At 49.9% G+C, this 21,092-nt stretch carries 16 protein-coding genes, 1 tRNA gene and 2 rRNA genes (1 of these 19 only partly in view); 8 read left to right on the forward strand and 11 right to left on the reverse strand.

Annotated elements, in window-relative coordinates:
- Nucleotides 1–2 precede the first annotated feature (2 nt).
- The 3 genes from ACFE33_RS00620 to ACFE33_RS00630 are packed head-to-tail and all read left to right on the forward strand — an operon-like array spanning nucleotide 3 to nucleotide 3,597.
- Nucleotides 3–2,324, forward strand: coding sequence for a DUF4962 domain-containing protein (locus ACFE33_RS00620; protein WP_380055540.1), 2,322 nt, complete (start codon nucleotides 3–5; stop codon nucleotides 2,322–2,324).
- A gap of 19 nt (nucleotides 2,325–2,343) precedes the next feature.
- Entirely contained in the window at nucleotides 2,344–2,676 is a 333-nt protein-coding gene (locus ACFE33_RS00625) for a cupin domain-containing protein (protein WP_380055542.1), read from the forward strand.
- Between the two features lie 39 nt (nucleotides 2,677–2,715).
- On the forward strand, nucleotides 2,716–3,597 hold the full coding sequence (locus tag ACFE33_RS00630; RefSeq protein WP_380055545.1) for an NAD(P)-dependent oxidoreductase: 882 nt from the start codon (nucleotides 2,716–2,718) through the stop codon (nucleotides 3,595–3,597).
- 493 nt (nucleotides 3,598–4,090) lie between these two features.
- Here ACFE33_RS00630 and ACFE33_RS00635 read toward each other — a convergent pair whose 3' ends face one another.
- The 7 genes from ACFE33_RS00635 to ACFE33_RS00665 form a co-directional block, all read right to left on the reverse strand.
- Nucleotides 4,091–4,531, reverse strand: a complete 441-nt coding sequence (locus tag ACFE33_RS00635; RefSeq protein WP_380055547.1) for a hypothetical protein — start codon at nucleotides 4,529–4,531, stop codon at nucleotides 4,091–4,093.
- The gene (locus ACFE33_RS00640) at nucleotides 4,525–5,469 is read right to left on the reverse strand and encodes a response regulator (RefSeq protein WP_380055550.1); all 945 of its coding nucleotides are present in this window, start codon (nucleotides 5,467–5,469) and stop codon (nucleotides 4,525–4,527) included. The genes ACFE33_RS00635 and ACFE33_RS00640 overlap by 7 nt, the downstream gene beginning before the upstream one ends.
- The gene (locus ACFE33_RS00645; RefSeq protein ID WP_380055553.1) at nucleotides 5,459–7,960 is read right to left on the reverse strand and encodes an ATP-binding protein; all 2,502 of its coding nucleotides are present in this window, start codon (nucleotides 7,958–7,960) and stop codon (nucleotides 5,459–5,461) included. Before ACFE33_RS00645 ends, ACFE33_RS00640 begins: the two co-directional genes overlap by 11 nt.
- On the reverse strand, nucleotides 7,957–9,186 hold the full coding sequence (locus tag ACFE33_RS00650; protein ID WP_380055555.1) for a DNA cytosine methyltransferase: 1,230 nt from the start codon (nucleotides 9,184–9,186) through the stop codon (nucleotides 7,957–7,959). The genes ACFE33_RS00645 and ACFE33_RS00650 overlap by 4 nt, the downstream gene beginning before the upstream one ends.
- 164 nt (nucleotides 9,187–9,350) lie before the next feature.
- Entirely contained in the window at nucleotides 9,351–9,911 is a 561-nt protein-coding gene (locus ACFE33_RS00655; RefSeq protein ID WP_380055558.1) for a recombinase family protein, read from the reverse strand.
- Nucleotides 9,912–10,277: 366 nt separating this feature from the next.
- Nucleotides 10,278–10,964 carry a hypothetical protein gene (locus tag ACFE33_RS00660; protein ID WP_380055561.1) on the reverse strand — a complete coding sequence of 229 codons (687 nt, stop codon included), beginning with the start codon at nucleotides 10,962–10,964 and terminating at the stop codon, nucleotides 10,278–10,280.
- A 46-nt stretch (nucleotides 10,965–11,010) separates the two neighbouring features.
- Complete coding sequence (locus tag ACFE33_RS00665; RefSeq protein WP_380055564.1) at nucleotides 11,011–11,304, reverse strand: hypothetical protein; 294 nt, start codon at nucleotides 11,302–11,304, stop codon at nucleotides 11,011–11,013.
- A gap of 178 nt (nucleotides 11,305–11,482) precedes the next feature.
- Here ACFE33_RS00665 and ACFE33_RS00670 point away from each other — a divergent pair.
- From ACFE33_RS00670 to ACFE33_RS00690, 5 genes are all read left to right on the forward strand, one after another.
- Nucleotides 11,483–12,609, forward strand: a protein-coding gene (locus ACFE33_RS00670) for an IS3 family transposase (RefSeq protein WP_380052470.1) whose coding sequence is annotated in 2 segments (ribosomal slippage) — nucleotides 11,483–11,747 and nucleotides 11,747–12,609 — 1,128 coding nt in all. Because the reading frame shifts where the segments join, the coding sequence is not laid out codon by codon here.
- A 275-nt stretch (nucleotides 12,610–12,884) separates the two neighbouring features.
- Entirely contained in the window at nucleotides 12,885–13,088 is a 204-nt protein-coding gene (locus ACFE33_RS00675) for a helix-turn-helix domain-containing protein (protein ID WP_380055566.1), read from the forward strand.
- Complete coding sequence (locus ACFE33_RS00680; protein WP_380055568.1) at nucleotides 13,081–13,392, forward strand: hypothetical protein; 312 nt, start codon at nucleotides 13,081–13,083, stop codon at nucleotides 13,390–13,392. Before ACFE33_RS00675 ends, ACFE33_RS00680 begins: the two co-directional genes overlap by 8 nt.
- Nucleotides 13,389–15,512 carry a hypothetical protein gene (locus tag ACFE33_RS00685; RefSeq protein WP_380055570.1) on the forward strand — a complete coding sequence of 708 codons (2,124 nt, stop codon included), beginning with the start codon at nucleotides 13,389–13,391 and terminating at the stop codon, nucleotides 15,510–15,512. The genes ACFE33_RS00680 and ACFE33_RS00685 overlap by 4 nt, the downstream gene beginning before the upstream one ends.
- Before the next feature lie 362 nt (nucleotides 15,513–15,874).
- Nucleotides 15,875–16,534 carry an HNH endonuclease signature motif containing protein gene (locus tag ACFE33_RS00690; protein ID WP_380055572.1) on the forward strand — a complete coding sequence of 220 codons (660 nt, stop codon included), beginning with the start codon at nucleotides 15,875–15,877 and terminating at the stop codon, nucleotides 16,532–16,534.
- 330 nt (nucleotides 16,535–16,864) lie between these two features.
- Here the strand turns inward: ACFE33_RS00690 and ACFE33_RS00695 are convergent, their stop codons facing one another.
- The 4 genes from ACFE33_RS00695 to ACFE33_RS00710 all read right to left on the reverse strand — a co-directional run.
- Entirely contained in the window at nucleotides 16,865–17,647 is a 783-nt protein-coding gene (locus ACFE33_RS00695; protein WP_380055574.1) for a hypothetical protein, read from the reverse strand.
- Between the two features lie 472 nt (nucleotides 17,648–18,119).
- Nucleotides 18,120–18,196: transfer RNA gene (locus tag ACFE33_RS00700), tRNA-Met, on the reverse strand.
- 95 nt (nucleotides 18,197–18,291) lie between these two features.
- Nucleotides 18,292–18,406, reverse strand: a 5S ribosomal RNA gene (rrf, locus tag ACFE33_RS00705).
- 138 nt (nucleotides 18,407–18,544) lie between these two features.
- A 23S ribosomal RNA gene (locus ACFE33_RS00710) occupies nucleotides 18,545–21,092 on the reverse strand; it runs 287 nt beyond the window's last position.

The following is a 21,092-nucleotide window of genomic DNA, read 5'->3' on the forward strand; positions in this document are numbered from 1 at the left end:
CTATGTCAGCTTCCACACTTCCTTTGCTCGACGAACCCAAACCGGGTCGTCTGACAATTCAATACAGCCCGACATCTGATACGGACGTCACAGAGAACCCGCCCCGTTTTATGTGGATACCTGTTGTCGATGACGAAGCACGCTATGTCTTGCGGCTCTCGACAGATCCCAAATTCCCGAAAGGGAAAACGCAGGTATTCGAGGACCTACCGCTTAACTTCTTTACGCCCGACGCCACACTAGAACCCGATAATTATCATTGGTCCTATGCCACGTGGGACGCAGAGAAAGGCGCACAATCCAGCACATGGAGCAGCACGCGCAGTTTCACTGTGTCAGACGGGCTTGCCGAAACGCCCCTGCCCGCGCGCGATGTACGCCTTGCCAAAGTTGCAACTGACCATCCGCGTCTCTGGCTAACGAGCGATCGTTTGGGTGACTTCAAGAAAGCTGTAATAGCCGACGCAGACCACTGCACATGGTCGACCTTCTATGAAAAATCCGTTTTGCCGTGGATGGACCGCGACATCATTCGCGAGCCAGCAGGCTATCCCAACCACCAACGCACAGCCCCGGTTTGGCGGCAAACATATATCGACCTGCAAGAGGTTTGGTACGCAATCCGTCACCTCGCGATTGGCGGCAAAGTAACCGACAACACCGAGATTACCGCCCGCGCCAAAGAATGGCTGCTGGAGGCTGCGAGCTGGGAGCCGATGGGCGTTACCTCTCGCGCCTATACCGACGAGTGGGCCTATCGCGTCTGTAACGCACTCGCATGGGGTTATGACTGGCTCTACGACGAGCTATCGGAGGACGAACGTGTAACGGTCCGTACGGCATTGCTGGAACGCACGCGGGATATCGCCGAGCACGCGATCCTGAACGCCAAGATCCATCTGTTCCCCTATGACAGCCACGCGGTGCGCTCGGTTTCATTGGTGATCGTACCAGCTTGTATCGCGCTGTTAGGCGAAGAAGGGTGTGACGAGGCGCGCGATTGGCTGAACTATTCCATCGAATTTCTGTCCACCGTCTATTCACCATGGGGCGACAGCGACGGTGGCTGGGCCGAAGGCACGCACTACTGGATGATGGGCATTGCCTATCTGATTGATGCTGCGAACCGGTTGAAATCCTATGTTGGCCTTGATCTGTACAAGCGCCCGTTCTTTCAAAATACCGGCGATTTCCCCCTATATTGCAAAGCCCCTAACACGCGCCGCGCGACTATGGGCGACGACAGCACCATGGGCGATCTACCCTGCGTAAAGACTGGCCTGAACCTGCGCCAGTTCGCTGGGGCCACAGGAAATGGTGCCTATCAATGGTACTGCGAAGAAAACCTGCGCACCAATCCAGGTACGGAAATGGCCTTTTACAACTGGGGATGGTGGGACACGAATTTTGATGAGTTGGTATTCCAGACCGATTTCCCTGTCGTCGAAGCAACGCCGCCCGAAAGTGGTTTCCGCCACTTCAAGGGTATCGGCTGGGTTGGCGTTCAGCACGCAATGGAGGATCCGGATAGCCACGTGCACTTTGTGTTCAAATCATCGCCATTCGGATCTATCAGCCACAGTCACGGCGATCAAAACTCTTTCTGCATGTCTGCTTTCGGTGAGGACATGGCGATCCAGTCAGGTCACTACGTTGCTTTCAACTCAACAATGCATCGCAACTGGCGCCGTCAAACGCGATCAAAGAACGCTATTCTGATCAATGGCAAAGGTCAGTACGCCGAGAAAGACAAGTCCAAAGCCATGGGCGCAACGGGGAGCATCCTCGCCGCCGAACAGCATGACGACCACATCTTCATTCACGGTGACGCAACCCCAGCCTATCAGAGCCTAAGCCCCGAAGTGACCCGCGCAGAGCGCGAGATATATTTCGTTCGCAATTCCTACTTTGTCATTATCGACAAAGTGGATGCCGAAACGCCCGTCACAATTGATTGGCTACTGCACGCCAACAACCCGTATGAGCTTGGCAAATCCTCGTTCAGAAATACCGGCGAGCGCGCAGGCTTTTACGGTCAGGTGGTTTGGTCCGAGGCGGGCAAGCCCGTCATCACACAGGAAACGGGCTTTGCAGATGTTGACCCGTCCGAGTACGAGGGCCTTCCGGTAAGCACCGTGCTGAACGCGCATTTCCCGGCCTCCACCCGTCATCGGATCGCCACGCTGCTCGTGCCTTACAAGCTTGATGAACCGAAACGGATTTTCAACTTCATGGACGATCAGGGCTATGACGCCGACCTGTATTTCACAGACCCAGAAGAGCAGACGTTCAAGATCGTGATGAAGAAACTCGCTAACAGCTAATGATCGCGCGGAGACTAATATGACTGTAAAAAACTACTTTCCCGAGCAAGACAATGAGTCGGTAACCGTCGCCCCGGGACTAAGCCGCAAGGTTGGTGCTCATAATGACAATCTGATGGTTGTCGAGGTGCATTTCGAAGCGGGCACCGTCGCCCCGCGTCACCACCACGTGCATGAACAAATCACCTACGTCATGTCAGGAAAGTTCGAGTTCACCGTCGGCGACGAAACCTATGTCGTTGCCGCTGGAGACTCGCTCTATAAGCAGCCAAACATCGAGCACGGCGCCACCTGTCTGGAGGCTGGAACGCTTCTGGATGTCTTCACGCCGCACCGCGAAGATTTTCTATAATATTTCTAATAACACGTACAAAACAGTGGAGTACACATTATGACCAAACCCGTCATCGGATTCATCGGCCTCGGCCTTATGGGTGGTAACATGGTTGAAAACCTTCAGAAGCGAGGGTTCGAATTGGTCGTGATGGATCTCAACCAAGACGCCGTCGACGCAGTCCTAAAGCGCGGCAATGCAAAGCAAGCCGCTACGCCCAAAGAGTTGGCAGAAGCGAGCGATATCGTGATGCTCTGCCTGACAACTTCGGAAGTCGTGGAGAAGATCGTATATGGCGATGAAGGCATTCTCGCAGGCATCAAGAAAGACGCCGTTCTGATTGATTTCGGAACTTCGATCCCCGCCTCCACGCGCAAGATCGGCGCAGACCTCACCGCCAAGGGCGCGGGCATGATCGACGCACCGCTTGGCCGCACCCCAGCGCACGCCAAGGACGGTCTCCTGAACATCATGGCTGCTGGTGACAAAGCGACCTTTGATCGCGTCAAGCCAGTATTGGACCAGCAGGGCGAGAACGTATTTTACCTCGGCGCATTGGGTGCGGGGCACGTTACCAAGCTCATCAATAACTTCATGGGTATGACAACCGTCTGCACCATGAGCCAAGCCTTCGCCGTCGCCGACCGCGCCGGAGTCGATCGCGCACAACTCTTTGAAATCATGTCCACTGGCCCGTCCAACTCTCCGTTTATGGCATTCTGCAAAAACTACGCAGTGGACGGAGTAAGTGACCTCGGCTTCTCAATCAACAACGCCAACAAAGACCTCGGATACTTCCTGAAAATGGCCGAGGATATGGGCACAAGAGCCGAGATCGCCGAAGGAACATCCCAAAATCTCAAAGCCGCAGTAGACGCTGGTCTAGGCGAGGGCAACGTGCCGGAGATATTCGACTATTACATGAAGCTCGCCCGCTAGGGGAGCCACAACGATTATAGGCCGCATGCGCATTCAAATGACTTGCGCATGCGGCATTTACTTGATCAATGTAAGCCTGTCGCAGCCACACTCCGTTCTTTGAACAGTGGTGTACTTGACTAAATGAATTCAATTGATCGACGGTAATGTATTCATTCTCTCATTTGAGAGTAAGGTTGCAACCTTCGGGATGCTTCCACGCGCGAAATTGGGCTGAACGCAAGCAACGCCCCAAAGAGCGCCAAAGCATTGTTTTATATGTATATTTATTGGTTGCGGGAGCCCACAACCACCGCTGCCGAACAAAATTGGAGTGTTTAGTTTAATGTCATCTCACCACCATTGACTGCCGTCCGCTAACTTCTCAAATGTTGCGATGAATCTTCATTAGAGTGAATATTGACTAATTTGGCGTCACTATGACGTCATACATGGGCGAAATAAGAATATATATGTCGCAAGGACGAGTTGGCTGAAAGCATGGCTCTTGGTTTCAAAAGTCCCCATCTGCACATTGCAGACAGATGATGCCATTGCTGCGCCACATGTCTACAACTGATTTGCGATCATCAACAATAAAGGAAATTTCTTTTCCTTCTCCTAGTAGCTTGTCGAGGATTTCCTGTTTTATTTCTGTGTCTGGTCGAAAGTCGTTCGAAGGCCGCATAAGAAGTCTCTCAAATGGGATCGAATTCCAAGTGAGCCAGGCTTCCGTGATTTTGCGATGCTCTTCCCCACGCCCAGACACCAAGATTAGTTTGTACCTTTCGCTTTTCCAAAGCGTTTTGTACAACTCCACTATGGGCCGGTTGGGGGTATCATCCCCCATACGTTCATTGAACGACCTCCAATCGGGTCGTTCGCCTTTAAGAAATGCGCGCCTATGATCAATTTGCGCTAACGTTCCGTCAATATCAAAAAGTGCAGTCAGCATACTTCAACTGTTTCTACTTCCATTGCAGCAAGATAATCGCTCAGAATGGCCCACGCCTCATTGATCTTTCTCCGCATTCTAGCGGCTTCATTCAAGTCAAAAACATAGTTGTCTTTCCCGGACTCTGCCAAAGTTATTTGCTCATCATTTTCTTCAAGATGCTTCCAATGGGCCAACCAATTGCGTCTACGGATCGTGTCCGGCAATTCGGCAAGAAGATCATGGGTCTCTTTCTTCAGGTCAGCCGCTGACAGTTTGACAACTTTGGTAGCGCGCTGGAATGAGTCCAACATCATTGTGGAGTGTAAGCAGGAAATGAATGTATCGTCATCCTTCTTCGCCTTTTTCTGTTTACCCTCCAGCTGCCTCTCCGCTTGCTTCAATATGGTATCGCGGAAGTCGGTTGCAAACTTCTCCTTATCGCAACCTGCATCCTGATATTTTCGTTCGATGATTTTGAAGCACATCTCGTCAATTTGAGATAGAGAACTAACAATAACGCCGCGCATAATCTTAGGGTGTAGCGTTTTGTGGAGAAGGTGATTTATCAAGTCTTCAGCATCTTCGCGTACGCTGCCTCGCATGGATGTATAAACGCCTTGAAGTTCTTTTTCTTTCACCTCATCTGCTATCCCGCTGTCACCAGAATAAAAAATAATGTCGGAGTAAGGTATGTGTTCCCTAATTTTTGAGATGACGTCACCGCCAACCGGCTTATCCACGTGGTCAGCACCGTGAATCCTCCAATCAATGAGCATCAGGTCGTATTGAGATGTATTCTCAAAATGATGATCCCAATCTTCATTTTCTGGATCAGAAATTCTTTTCGCATCAAGATGGAAGCCTAGGTCTTCGAGATACCTTTTTAGTAATCTAAGGGTTGCTTCATACCACTCGGTGCTATCTTCAACCCATAGGATGGAGAACTTAATTAACATTTTTTTTGACCTCGAGCACCAGCCCCGACCAACCCTCGATTGGCTCTTCAGAAACTGAAATATTTAAGTTGATTTCTTTTAGTGTTTGCTGAACGTGGAACAAGCCGCGCCCGGACCCTTCGTTTCTTGTAGTAAATCCTTTCTCGAATATTTTCTCAGGATCAGATACCGATTTATCAAGCCCTGTTCCATTGTCGGTCACGCGAAAGATACCGCTCTTGGAAATGGGCGGAACAAACGCTATCTTTTTGGCTTTGTGCCTTTTCGAATTCGATATTAGATTGTCAACCAATATCATTACATCAAGTGGCGCGAACTTCGTTTGAAACTCTTTGGCTTCCTTAAGTTCGTTGACTACCATCATGCGCCGAACTCCAATTGGATTTTTCTTAAGATCTTCAAGGTAATCAGAAACAAATTTTGTAAGGTTGCCATTTACTGATTTGAGGGCAACCTTGTATTTTCCGCTTGTTGCGAAGTCGGTGATTTTGGAAATTTTACCAACGCTTTCCTCAATTGACGTAAGTAAATTAAGGGCTTCTTCTCTGTCGAAATTATTAGCGTCTGCAAGTGTGTATTTTAAGTTTGCAATATCTGTTGCTGCTAGTGAGCTGTATAAAGCAGTTTGATGATGCAGATTTTTAACGAAATCTCCATCTTTGCTAGCATCCAATTTGAGAAACATGTTCTCATGAGAAGTTTTCTCTAAGCGTGCTTCAACTTTTTCTCTTTGGGTTTTCTCTTGTTCAGCTTGCTTAACAGCAGCGTCACGCGCCACATTCGCAGTCGCTTCGCGCTGCTTTGCCGCTTTTTCCTCTCTTTGAGCTTCGTCTGCTCGAGCTTGCTCACGCTCTGCCCTACGTTCAGCCTCTTCTGCGCGCAGCTTTTGCTCATGTGCTTCGATACGAGCCTGCTTCTCAGCCTTGATAGCCTCCATATTACGAAGGGCAATTTTTTTAAAATTGCCTTTGTCGACAGAAGTCAGTTCATCAAATGTTTTGTCTGTGGTGTTTTGAATGAATGATAAGACATACTCATTATAGGCATCTTCGGCTTCAGCTGCTAATTTTGCGATCAACTTTTCATTGATTTTAAATGATTTGATATCAAAGCTAGATGTTCTGAGGGTCTTGTCGATTGCCTCTATTACTGCGCGTTGGTCAACAGTTCTAATCGCGTAATTTAATGGATCAGATTTAACTTCTTTTTCGTGGATATTCTTGCGTTCCGGATTTGTTAAATCCATTAGTGTATGCCAGTTTAGACCTTCAACGATAAATCGCTCTAGCTGTCGAACAATGTGTGGAGCATATCCATAGTCTTCTTCACCATTGCGAAGCGTGATTTTGTTGTCTGGGTCTCCGGCAGTCAGTTCATGAAAAGCTTCATCGTGAACCAGCCCTTCGCGACTTGTAACCGGTTTAAAAAGGTCTTCGGCATCTGTCGCCGAGACTTGTCCAATTACATCACGCGTGCCTAAGTACCTTGAAGTACCTTGCGTTTTTCGTTGATCTAAGCCAAGCCAGTCATTCTTTGGGTTTCCGTATGGAGCAACACGAAAACCGTTTAGAAACATGAATATAGAACCATAGTCGTTAGCCGCGTAACCAGTACGCCTTTTGAAGAATAGTTTTGAGCTAAAGTTCAAATAATGAATGCTGATCTTAATATTCTTCAGGTGTACATACGGGTTATCAACCTTGTAGCTGTAGACTGGTTCGCCATGGTAACGAAGTTCAGTCGAGAGCCTTAGTCCTTCGGCATCAATGCTGGATATAATGTTGTAGGTGCGGAGTGAAAGCTCGTCGAAAACGGTGTTCGAGATCTTCTCTTCTGGTGTGTCAAAGATCTTAAGCACGACTTCAAATTTTGAATCGGGATCCGAAATGAACTTTTCAAGTTCAGACTTAAGCTTGAGAAGCTTCTTGTTACCCCAAGGAGCGCGTAAATACGAGATTTTGAGAATTGTTCCGTTTTCGAACGCGCTTTCTTCAATCTCTTTAAGGAACTCGGGTTTTGATAGAATTTCGTATTGTAGCTTTACTGTCGATATTTCGGCATCTATAGAACCGGTCTCAAAAAGAGCCCAATCAATCGGAAGCCTAATGTAGTCCCCATGTTTGGCCTTAGTGTAGAGAGTTAACTTCCGGCCCAACCGGTCGCAAGAAAAGCGGCCGACCCCTTTACTTCCTGCAAATGGCTTTTTGCGCTCAGTGTTCGCGGCCTTTTTTTCTGAATACGCAATATTCAGCCATTTGTCCTGAATGTCCTCAATGGTCATGCCCTTACCAAAGTCTTTGATGACTAACTCAGATGGTGAAGTGGCGGTCTTATCTTTGAATTGCAGCTTTACACTCGACGATGACGCATCTTTTGAGTTTTTTATTAGCTCAATAATTGCGATGTTGTCGTCTAGGATTAGGCCTCGGCCAATAATGTCTTTGATGCCTGCGTTGGCACGGAAGGCTAAGTCAGATTTACTGGATGTCATGTTTTGAAACTTTCTTGCATTTTCGCAACTAGAACACCGAGGCCCTCAGCCATTAAAGGCGGAACAGCGTTCCCTACTTGAGTATAGCGAGGACACTCCTGTTTCCGCCTTGCGCCACCTGTGGTGTACTTTCCCAAGAATTCAAACCAGTCGGGAAATGTTTGAAGTCGAGCACATTCTCTGACGGTAAGGATACGAGGTTCACTATAATGCAGTAAGTCGTCAGGAAGCGTGGTGATCGTTTTTGATAGCTCATCGGGATGAAGTGGAGTAAAACACAGCTTCTTGATGTTGTGTTTCTTGCGAAATTCTTTCGGCAAAGATTTACCTTTAGGGCATGTTTTCAGAATCTCTGAGAACCTCAAAAGTGTTTCAGGGCGATGCCTTGCCAATCTAAGGCTATTGGCCGTCTTTCCCGTAGGAAGACCTTTTTTCATGAGTCTTTGGAACTCCGAGTGAGTTTTGAGCCCATAAGTTATCTGCTTAAAACCACGGGTATCAGTGCTGTCCTCAGTGCCTGAGATGGTCACTTCCAAATCTGATATGGCTTCCTTTACGCTTATTGCATGACCGTTCAGTTTTTTCTGCTCTCTAAACTTTGCAGCAAACTGTTCAATGCTTTTCATTGGGTCGACCATTTCGATTCCGTCACTGATCAGATCAGAGCGAACGGCTACTAGAATAAAACGTGGGCGAGGCTGTGGGACGCCAAAGAGTGAGGCATCTAATACCGACGAGAACGTTTGATAGCCTCCCCTGTTCAAATTTTCGAGTTTCTCAACAACTTGTTCGGAGTGAGATTGACTGTCAGAACCTCGAAATTTCGCTGTGAAGCCTTTAACGTTTTCAAAAACAAGAAATTTTGGGCGAATGATGTCGACGATCTCTATATATTCATTCTTTAGCTTGTTACGAGGATCATCAACTCGCCGCCTCCCCGCGAACGAAAAACCTTGACAGGGTGGGCCGCCTGCAATGAGGTCGATTTCTCCCCTAAGTTTTGTCAAGTCTTCTCGGTGCTGTTCGAGCAGTTCGGATGTGCTAATTGGTTTCTGCGGTAACCACTCAGGCCAATCGAATCTCAGTGTCTTCTGCCGGTTGAAGTTATATGAGAACGTCTTGAAAGCATCCGCGTTTTTCTCGATTGCAAACACACCTTTCCATCCAGCCTTTGATAGGCCAAGTGATAGGCCGCCGCATCCGGCAAATAGGTCAATGAAACGCATGTGAAACCTTTTTCCACTGAATGTAGTGTAGATTAACTAGGCACGCCAGGTACTTTAGAAAGAATTTTTGGGGCGTGCTTTCTGCGTTGCAAACGACATTATCCTCTAAGAACCAGATAGCAATGTCTGCTCGATGTATTAGCTTGTGTGAGTTTGGCCTGAATTCACTTAGAACAAACGTCAAGGCTTGCTTCTTTTCTCAACCGATAAGCCGTAGCAATCCCAATTTTCATAGTATCTGCGACCTCAGAAGGTGTTGCTCCTGAGGCGAACATTTTCCGCGCCACGCCTCGGTTAATAGTCTTTGGGCGACCTTTATATTTGCCCGCGTCCTTAGCCTTAGCGATACCTTCGCGTTGGCGTTCCAGAATAATTTCCCGTTCGAATTCTCCAATTGCCCCTAATATACTTAGCATCAAATTTGATGTTGGATCCGCCTTATTTCCAAAGGTCAGCCCTTCTTTTAAAAAACGAACCACAGCTCCTTTGCGAACCGCCTCGTCAATGATCTTTTGTAAATCGCTCAATGACCGCGCCAACCGGTCTAAAGAGTAGACAACAATCTCGTCACCGGATCTTAGCGAATCCCTTAAAATCGTCAGTTGGACTCGATCAGTGTTTTTACCAGAAACTTTTTCTTCAAATATCCTGTCGCAATCATCCGGAAGTTCTTGTCTAGCGAGAGATTGACCTTGTGTGCTTACGCGGCGGTATCCAAATTTCATCTATAATATTCCCTTTATCAAATGAACCTAAGCCTTTCTGATAAGGTACGTTATCGCTATTAAAACCGATTTAAATGATAGAGAATTTGAGTCTATCTTGTGGGTCTACCCAAATAACAATTGTACATTCTTCAATACTGGCTGAATTTTCTCGCACATGCGGAAAAGTAGACATTCGCCAATTCCATACAAAGTCGGCTATGCGGACTTTCCTGCCATTGCCTGACACATCTTAAAGCACCCAGAACGGCTAATTGTGAACACTAGAAGCCGGCCCAGCGAACAGTTTCATCCGCTCGAGTTTTTAATGAATACCGCCATTTATACTCGATCACGGAACGAGAAAACTGCTGCCTCCTGTCATGTTCAATCGTAGAATCGAGAGTACTGCTTCTCATTTCGCGGAAACTGGAACACTAGGTTTAATAATGGCCAGTATTGTTCATCTGAGTAAGCGCTCGTCGCGGTGAGGTTTTCCCGATCACGGTCGTACGTATAAATTGTTCTTTGCCAATAAATGGCACGGTCTTCTCTTTTCGTGACCAAGTACTCTGTAAGCGGTGGGGTAGAAAGTTCGGCACCGCCATAGACCCAATCGCCGCGCTCGTCATAGGCTCCCACCACCCGTTCATAGCCGGGCCGTTCCCAGCGAAAAATTGGTACATCAATTGCAATTGGTTGAGGTATAATTTTACTATTGTCGATTTGGCCTATCATTCTGTTGTCGCCACGAAAACGCGACCACATTTGAAGGGCAAAAACGGCACACGCTCTCGTTTCACGAAAGTGAACTTCATCCTTCGCTTCGTCGGTCAATCCACTAAAATGCATCATGCCGTCAAACTGACTAGGCCCGTCCAGTCGAACGCCATGATCCTTCAGCCAGCTGTCAAAGTCTTTCCAATTGAATGTCTTTTCAAGTGGGTGATCGATAAAAAAATCAATTTCTTTACCTTTCAGAGCAGAAGCCACTTGTTTAAACAAAAAGAAACGACTGCTCTTTCGAACCTCCCACCAATTCTTTTTAGGATCTACTCTTAGCTTTCTAAACAAACGCATCTCCAGCCGTTCTCAATTCTTGTTTAGGTAGACACAAATTTCAGACATCAACATCTATAACTACCGCCGTGAAATGAGGTGTATCACCAACACTCAGAATGAAGCGGTCACCGGTCCGGTTTGATTGCACATCCAAAACTCTAGGACCCTCGCCCTTCCGGCGACGCATAGTAGCATTAGCGACTTCCTGCTCACTCATCTGCCGGCATAACAACCTTTGGAGAAGCTCCTTCATCTGCTTGTCTGAAAAATCGTAGTGTCGAAAATTTTGCTCATATATCTTATCAGTGCCGTTCCAACCCAGAACGTGCCACGTTCTCAAATTTGCTGCCATTATCAACTTCCTCCTCCTCCACCGGCTTGCTGAAACAATCGTAACATCAGCAAGTTTAGTTATGGTCGTTGTAAAATGCTACTAGCGTCAACCTAATCACTTTCAACAGGCACCCAACCTATTGGTCCTCCCCCTTTGAAGTGGTCCGCCCCTATAGTTAGGAATCGGAGGATTGAAAATGGGAATTAAGCGACACAAGCCAGAAGAGATTGTCACGAAGTTGCGGCAGGTTGAGGTGCTTTGCGGTCAAGGCATGCCGCGTGTTGATGCAATCCGGCAAGTGCAGATAACTGAACAGACGTTTTATCGTTGGCGCAAACAATATGGCGGAATGGGAACCGACCAACTGAGGGAACTAAAGCGGCTTCAGAAGGAGAATGATCGACTGCGGCGAGCCGTATCTGATCTGACCCTGGACAAGTTGATCCTGTCGGAAGCCGCACGGGGAAACTTCTGAGCCCCTCGCGCCGCCGCGCCTGCATCGATCACATTCGCAATGAGGTGCGGGTGTCTGAGCGGCGGATCTGTCGTGTTTTGGGGCAGAACCGATCCACCCAGAGGCGGTTGCCTGTTGACCGAAGTGACGAAGAACGGCTGGTTGCTGATATGATCGAACTGGCACGTCAGTATGGCCGGTACGGGTATCGCCGGATTGCGGCTCTGCTCAGGGATGCGGGCTGGCAGGTGAACGACAAGCGGGTTGAACGGTTGTGGCGGCGTGAGGGGCTCAAAGTACCCATGAAACAACCCAAGAAGGGGCGGCTCTGGCTAAATGATGGCTCATGTGTCCGGCTGCGGCCAGAGTATCGCAACCACGTCTGGTCGTATGACTTCGTTCATCATCGAACTGATGACGGGAAAGCGTTCCGGACCCTGAACATCTTGGACGAATACAGCCGGGAATGCCTGGCGATCCGGGTGAAGCGGAAGTTGAACTCGACAGAAGTCATCGACGCACTCACGGATCTGTTCATCTTGCGCGGCGTTCCGGCCTACATCAGGTCGGACAACGGCCCGGAGTTCATAGCTCGGGCTGTTCGAGACTGGATTGAGGCGGTTGGAGCCAAAACGGCTTACATTGAGCCTGGCTCGCCGTGGGAGAATGGGTATTGCGAAAGTTTCAATGCCCGGTTCCGCGACGAGTTGCTGAACGGGGAGAGCTTTTACACTCTACGCGAAGCACAGATTATCATCGAAAGCTGGAGGAAACACTACAATACCAAACGACCACACAGTGCTCTGGGCTACCGCCCGCCGGCTCCGGAAACCATCGTCCCGATGGAACTAAGGCCGATCATGCACTAACATTCAAACTGGACTACTTAGGTGGGGCTGATCAAGACAACATATCTCCGGAACAGTTGACGCCGCCCAACATATCTTAGCGAAGTTTGGGTCACGCGACCTTAGAAGTTTGATTGAAAAGAAGGTTCGCGAGGTTCGGGAAGACCGCTACAGAACCGGATAGGAGTTTTGGTGTCATTTTTTGAACACGAAAACTCCGACCGGATCAAATGGAACGATTTTACGATTGCTGACAGTTTCTCCTCATAACTTTAAATAGCTAGGAGCTAATCAGCATGACAAATATTTTCCCTAAGAACCTGATGACACCGGATGAGGTTGCGACCTATCTGAGTGTTTCTGTTGAAACGCTAAATGTTTGGCGCTGCACCAAGCGCTATGACCTGCCTTATGTCAAAGCAGGGCGTTTGGTGCGCTATCGCATTGAGGATGTGAACGCCTTCGTTGCCTCACGGCTTCAGGGGGTGAGCAATGATTAATCCTACTTGGACACCTATCGACTTCGCGGCCGTCAACATTGCCGCCCTACCGCGCTTTGCATCTTTGCTGGCCGCATGGTTGCCGGACGGTCACCAGCACGGCGCGGAGTGGGTTGCTTTGAACCCCACGCGCTCTGATCGGCGCAAAGGGTCTTTCCGCATCAACATACAGAAAGGATGCTGGGCAGATTTTGCCACAGGCGACACGGGCGGCGATCCGGTGAGCCTTTATGCGTACCTTAATGGTTTGAGCCAACCGCAAGCGGCTCGGCAACTCATGGCACAGATCGGGGTGACAGCATGAATGTTCACATTCCTTCCCCGATCCACCCGAAATGCGGCCAGCCGTCCGTTTCGCACGTCTACCGCGATGCAAACGGCAAGCCTGTGCTTCTTGCCAATCGTTTCGACAAGCCAGACGGTTCCAAGTTCTTCATGCCTTACGATCCTGTCCTGAAAGAATGGAAAGCGCCACAAACGCGCCCCCTCTATAACTTGGACCGCATCTTAGCGGCGGACCCGTCCGAAGTTGTGCTGTTTGTTGAAGGAGAAAAATGCGCCGATGCGCTTACAGGCTTGGGCTTTCTTGCCACGACAACGTTTGGCGGTAGCAATGGCTCGGCAAAGAGCGATCTTTCCCCTCTCAAAGCACGGAAAGTCGCGATTTGGCCTGATAATGATTTAGCAGGAACAAACTATGCCAAAGCGATTCAAGGCATGCTTTTGCGTGCCAATGCGGATGAAATAGAAATCTTAAACGTTGCGGCGTATTGCGACGGAAATTCACATAAATACCTGGAAATTCCGGTTCTTTCCGATACGAATAATCCTGAATTGTCACGGAATGATACGATAAATACTAACGCGCAGTATAACGTAAAATCACGAAATATGCCGCAAAATCATACCCCTTGCAAAGGTTGGGATGTTGCGGATGCGATTGCAGAAGGTTGGACAAAAGCGGATATAAGCGCCCTCATTTTGCATCATTTCCCAGAATTGCAGGGCATATCATCACATATAACATCGCCACCCAACCAGCTTGACGGGATGGAGCTTTGGCACACACCAGAAAAGGACTCCTTTGCCACGATATTGGTCGGGGACCATGTGGAGAACTGGGCCTTATCATCGAGCCATTTCCGCAGCTTTCTGGCGTATCAACATTATTTATCCGAAGGAAAGATGCTTTCGCAGACCGCGATAGAGGACAAACGCCGCACCCTAGAAGGCGAAGCGCGGTTTGGCGGCGCGGAATATCCGGTTTATGCGCGTATTGGCGCGCAAGAGGGATCGATCTATCTCGATCTTGGCAACGAGACTTGGGACGCGGTGCGCATTGGTACGGATGGCTGGGAATGTCTTAAGCGGCCCGCAATACGTTTCCAGCGCTCCGGATCGGTTGCGGCCTTGCCACGGCCCATGCGGCAAGGGGCGGATATCGAGTTACTACGCCCGTACCTGAATGTGGCGAATGACGTGGACTTCCGTTTGTTGGTGGCGTGGTTGATGGGAGCGCTGCAACCCAAAGGCCCCTACCCCATCCTGATCCTAACCGGCGAACAAGGCAGCGCCAAAAGCACCACGGCGAAAGTGCTGCGCAGTCTGATTGATCCGGCCAACCCGATGGCCCGTAGCGCGCCGCAAAGTGAGCAGGATTTGGTGATCGCGGCGCGGCACAATCATGTGCTGGCCTTTGACAACCTTTCCTATGTCAAACCAAGCCTTGCGGATGCGTTGTGCCGGATTGCCACCGGCGGTGGCTTTGGCACGCGCAAGCTGCACACCAACAGCGAAGAAGTGTTGTTTGACGCAACCCGCCCGTGTTTGCTCAATGGCATTCCTGATCTGGCCAGCCGCCCGGACCTTGCCGACCGTTCAATCATTGTGACCTTGCCCGTCATTCCTGAAACCAAGCGCCAATTTGAACGCGACTTCTGGCAACGGTTTGAAAAGGATGCACCGCGCATTCTGGGAGCCTTGCTTAATGCGGCCTCCACCGCGCTCCTGCGCTTACCTTCTGTAAATCTCACAGAGCGCCCGCGCATGGCGGACTTTGCGCGTTGGGTAACCGCAGCGGAACCTGCGTTTGGCTGGGCTGAAGGCGCGTTCATGGAGGCTTATAACACCAACCGCGCTTTGGTGGATGCTGCAGCGCTTGAGGGCAATCCCGTGGCAGAAGCAGTGCTTACTCTGGTGACAGAGCATGGCCCGTGGCGCGGCACCGCAAGCGGCCTTATTCTCACCCTGCGCAACAGCTATCCGCAGCTCACAGATGATCCGCAGACGTTTCCCCGCAGCGCAAACAAGCTCTCCGGTGAGTTGCGCCGCGTCCATCCGATCCTGCGCCGCCAAGGCATAACCATCACCCGAACCCGCGAAGGCCGCACCGGGCAACGCTTCATCGAGTTAAAGAATGCCTGATTTGATCGTCAGTATCGTCAGCATCGTCAGTCAACCATACAAACAAGGCCCAACAATCAAAGGGCCGCTGACGATGCTGACGGTGCTGACGATAGAATTGGGGTTTTGAGTTAAGTTTCGGGAGGGGGGGCTTACGGCCCAAAGCGGCCATTAGCCACATCACCTCTATGCTGCGGTCGCAGCCCGCATTGCCGCCATTCGCCGCAGCTGCATGATCTCGGGGTCGACGAATTCACACAGCGCGGGACGAAGCGACTTTTCATTCATATCTGGCTACCGTCACGTTGAACGTCTTGCAGGCTCCTTTGTTTTAATGCCTAATACCGTTTAGCGGTGAATGGGATTTGGACTGGGAAAGCGAAGTGAAAGATATTGAGTACGTCAAAGAGTTACTGAGATCGAAGTATGCCACCGAACGTGACCTTGAAATACCGTACCCATCTCTGGCCGCAGTGGTTCAAGAACAAGAGTTCAGCTTCGCAGAAGGTGTGGTAGCCGGTGAGGTCTCATTCGGCTCTGAGAACCGAGACGGCAAGCGGTACCTGAAATTTGAGAGCGGCGGTAAGTCCATTTACACCCACCGGTTCATTGTATCGTATGCCCTTGGCCGATGGATGCCGAGAGAATGCGATGTTGATCACATCAATCACGATCCAACCGATAACAGACCAAGCAACTTGCGGATTGTTACCCCTCGCGACAATGGGAGTAACAAGCGCAAGGCTCTACTTTCCGAGTTAGTTGATTTGGATGGTGTGAAGGAAAAGCAGAGTGAGCCAGTTCCGGAAAAGGTAGTTGTTCCAGTCCCAGAGCCTGAACCAGAGCCGTACAAGACGGAAATACCGACAAACCTCTTTGACATTTCAAAGGCACCAATGTCGAGTGGGTCAATCCCGGTAACCCGGTTTACTGGTGAAACCAAGCCAGCAAATTACGCCGGGGCGTTTGGCGGCATGTGGTACAAAACAAATTTGGATACATGGCATTTGCTGTTTGAACCGCCTGCTGAGCTGAGGCGCTAAAGCGTCAACACGGTTGTTGTACAGGACTTACCGATCCGCCTGAAAGATGTTGACGTCTCATAGAACGGTACGCGAGCTGGGAAGGAGGCCGCCGCAGAAATGTCGCGGTTCGCGCTTTATCCTCGAAGCAGTCCACGGATGTGGTGCAGCGTCGATCGTGCCGCGATACCGACGACAGGCGAGAACGGCCCTTAGCTGCGGTACGCGTCGAGCGACCACTCCCAGCCCGAAGCAGCCCTGGCGCAGAAACCCAGCGTGTTATAGCGGACCTTGGCAGAGACATGCCGTATCGATCAGGATGTGGACAATTAGCTGCCATTCTTCCAGGAGTTACTTGCGACCTATATCGCCGTTCTGAGTTTCCTTCTCTGTCGACCTGGGCTTCCTGCGAACGACAATCATTGTTTCACCGCTATCTCTCCGAGGGTGCTTGGTCATTGGTTCGCCAAATTCGGTCATCCGTAGATTGGAGTCGAATAAGTAAGCAAGAAACAGCAATGCAAAAAAACCCGGCAACACAATTGTTATTAACGAATTTGGCCCAAAAACAATCGCTACACTGATTGTGCCAATCAATATCCACATCAAAAGAGTGAACCCTGCCATAAGTTCATTTAGCTTTGACACGCTATAAGGCGCGTCAAATTTGGTTACAGGGTATGTCTTGTACAGTGCGCCTGATACTTGATCCTCAAGAAAATCAACATGGCGCTCCCAATTATTTTGCCAAAACTTGGCTCCGCGAAGAAGAAGAAGCCAAACAAAGGCCGTAAATGTTCCAAAGCACCAAATAGCAACGATAACCACTAGTCTAATCCAGTCGAGATGGCACTTTTTAGGTGTTTCTGAAGCAGGCCCGAGACAGTTTACATTTAAGGTGCCTGTCGCCAAAATGAGAGCCAAACCTGCTAGGGCGGCTCCCTGCAAAGTCCAAAGGTATGCGCTTCTGCGCCAATACATTTCGATTTCAAATTTTCTGATGTCGTGAGCCTTGTCATATGCCTCACGATGTTTTGTTTCCTCAGACTCATTATTATTAGGATTTATACCCAACGCTTCAAAATAGTTATCCTGCAATATTTTATCTCCGGATGCATGAAGTCGATTCACCATGAGCGAACCGTAGTGGAGCCAAAAAACACAACGACAACTTCACGGTGGACACTCGGCTTATAGACCACTTTAGATATACTGAACACCTATGGTCTGACGGCCAATAAAATCTATTGATACTTGAACAGAGTGAGCACGATGGTCTGCAATGGATTGCAAGTGCGCAACATGAGTGTTGAACTGAATGTCCGGTTCCGAACAACCTGACTTTGCAAACTCCGCCTTCAGCGCAAAAGTGCCGTTCGTGCAGACCGCAGCGAAAGTCCGGTTTCCGCCGTATTGCTCGCCGCTCTTACCGCATCTATTTTGCTCAGCGCGCGACGTTCACTAGTTAGTTGATGCGACGCTGAAACATGTCCTGTAGTTTCCAGAGTGCTTCCAGCGTAGCACTGGTGTAGCACCATGCGGGATTCGCAACGCAAGAAGCCTCCCGAAGGAGGCGTGTAACGTACTGATATATATCATGTATTTTTGGTTGCGGGAGTAGGATTTGAACCTACGACCTTCAGGTTATGAGCCTGACGAGCTACCGGGCTGCTCCATCCCGCGACGCTTGGGTTTTGAGGCCCTTATCGTCCCCCAGGAGATATTTGTTCTGGGGCTTGAGGTATCGTTTGAGAGATACGTGTTATGTTTCTTACTAGGTTTGGCGGCGACCTACTCTCCCACGCCTTAAGACGCAGTACCATCGGCGCAACAGTGCTTAACTGCCGAGTTCGGGATGGGATCGGGTGTTTCACTTGTGCCATGACCACCAAACCGAGAAAGAAACACAACGCTCAGCTACTATCTTGTTTTGTTTCACTTAAAAAAGTGCAGCTTTTGATTTTTCCGCCTCATCCGTTCCCGAACAGATGTTCGGTGGTGAGGTTTGTAGAAGTCTCGCTTCTACTGGATCAAATCAAGCCTATCGGGCAATTAGTATCAGTCAACTGAGTGCGTTACCGCACTTACATCTCTGACCTATCGACGAGGTGGTCTACCTCGGCCCTCAGGGAGATCTTGTTTTGAAGGGGGCTTCCCGCTTAGATGCCTTCAGCGGTTATCCTGTCCGTTCATAGCTACCCAGCACTGCCATTGGCATGACAACTGGTCCACCAGTGGAACGTTCACCCCGGTCCTCTCGTACTAGGGGCAACTCTTCTCAAATCTCCTACACCCACGGCAGATAGGGACCGAACTGTCTCACGACGTTCTAAACCCAGCTCACGTACCTCTTTAAACGGCGAACAGCCGTACCCTTGGGACCTGCTCCAGCCCCAGGATGAGATGAGCCGACATCGAGGTGCCAAACACTGCCGTCGATATGAGCTCTTGGGCAGTATCAGCCTGTTATCCCCGGCGTACCTTTTATCCGTTGAGCGATGGCCCTTCCACTCGGGACCACCGGATCACTATGACCGACTTTCGTCTCTGCTCGACTTGTCAGTCTCGCAGTCAGGCTGGCTTCTGCCATTGCACTCAACGACCGATTTCCGACCGGTCTGAGCCAACCTTCGCGCGCCTCCGTTACTCTTTAGGAGGCGACCGCCCCAGTCAAACTACCCACCATACAGGGTCCCGGATCCAGATAATGGACCGCGGTTAGACATCAAACAGAATTAGGGTGGTATCTCAAGGGAGGCTCCACCGAAACTGGCGTTCCGGTTTCAAAGCCTACCACCTATCCTGCACAAATTGTGTCTGATGCCAGTGTAAAGTTGTAGTGAAGGTGCACGGGGTCTTTCCGTCTAACCGCGGGAAGCCTGCATCTTGACAGGCAATTCAATTTCGCTGAGTCCACATTTGAGACAGCGGGGAAGTCGTTACGCCATTCGTGCAGGTCGGAACTTACCCGACAAGGAATTTCGCTACCTTAGGACCGTTATAGTTACGGCCGCCGTTTACCTGGGCTTCAATTCGGAGCTTGCACTCCTCCTTTTAACCTTCAGGCACCGGGCAGGCGTCAGACCCTATACGTCGTCTTGCGACTTCGCAGAGCCCTATGTTTTTAGTAAACAGTCGCCACCCCCTGGTTTGTGCCCCCGACCAAGACTTGCGTCCTAATCGGGCCTCCTTCTCGCGAACTTACGGAGGTATTTTGCCGAGTTCCTTAAATGTGGTTCTCTCAAGCGCCTTGGTATTCTCTACCAGTCCACCTGTGTTGGTTTAGGGTACGATCTTAAAGAGGGGCTATTTCCAGGAACCTCTAAGCAGCCCATTCAATCCAATAAGGATGAACTACCTTCGAGATCCGTCACCACCTCACGGCCCAGGAATATTAACCTGGTTCCCATCGACTACGCCTTTCGGCCTCGCCTTAGGGGTCGGCTTACCCTGCTCAGATTAACTTTAAGCAGGAACCCTTGGACTTTCGGCGACAGGGTCTCTCACCCTGTTTGTCGCTACTCATGTCATCATTCTCACTAGTGATCTCTCCACCCGATGGCTCACGCCCGGGCTTCACAGAAAGCTCCTTATCCTCCAAGGCTTTCCGAAGAAAGCTAAAGAGGATGGGAACTATGTCACACTACGCTCTGCTACCATGCAATAAATGCATCCTAAGCTTCGGCTCATGGCTTGAGCCCCGTTACATCTTCGCCGCAGGACAACTTAATTAGACCAGTGAGCTGTTACGCTATCTTTAAAGGATGGCTGCTTCTAAGCCAACCTCCTGGTTGTTTTGGTCGTCCCACCTGCTTTCCCACTTAGCCATGAATTAGGGGCCTTAGCTGTAGGTCAGGGTTGTTTCCCTTTTCACAACGGGCGTTAGCACCCGCTGTGTGTCTGCCGGATATTACTTCTCGGTATTCGGAGTTTGATTAGGATCAGTAAGACGGTGAGTCCCCATTACCCATTCAGTGCTCTACCCCCGAGAGTATTCGTCCGACGCTCTACCTAAATAGATTTCGCAGAGAACCAGCTATCTCCGAGTTTGATTGGCCTTTCACCCCTAGGCACAACTCATCCCGACCTTTTTCAACAGGTGTGGGTTCGGTCCTCCAGTGAGTGTTACCTCACCTTCAACCTGGTCATGCCTAGATCACTCGGTTTCGGGTCTAATGCATCTAACTCAGTCGCCCTATTAAGACTCGCTTTCGCTGCGCCTACACCTAACGGCTTAAGCTTGCTAGATACACTAAGTCGATGACCCATTATACAAAAGGTACGCCGTCACCTCTCAAGGAGGCTCCGACTGATTGTAGGCGTCCGGTTTCAGAAACTGTTTCACTCCCCTCGTCGGGGTGCTTTTCACCTTTCCCTCACGGTACTGGTTCGCTATCGGTCAGTAAGGAGTACTTAGCCTTCGAGGGTGGTCCCCCGATGTTCAGACAGAATTTCACGTGTTCCGCCCTACTTAATACGTCGAATCTTGCTTCCTATACGGGGCTGTCACCCACTATGGCCGGCCTTTCCAGGCCGTTCTAGTCACAATCATCGCTCGGCTGGTCCCCGTTCGCTCGCC

The sequence above is a fragment of the Falsihalocynthiibacter sp. SS001 genome (genome assembly GCF_042445055.1).
Classification (GTDB): Bacteria; Pseudomonadota; Alphaproteobacteria; order Rhodobacterales; family Rhodobacteraceae; genus Falsihalocynthiibacter.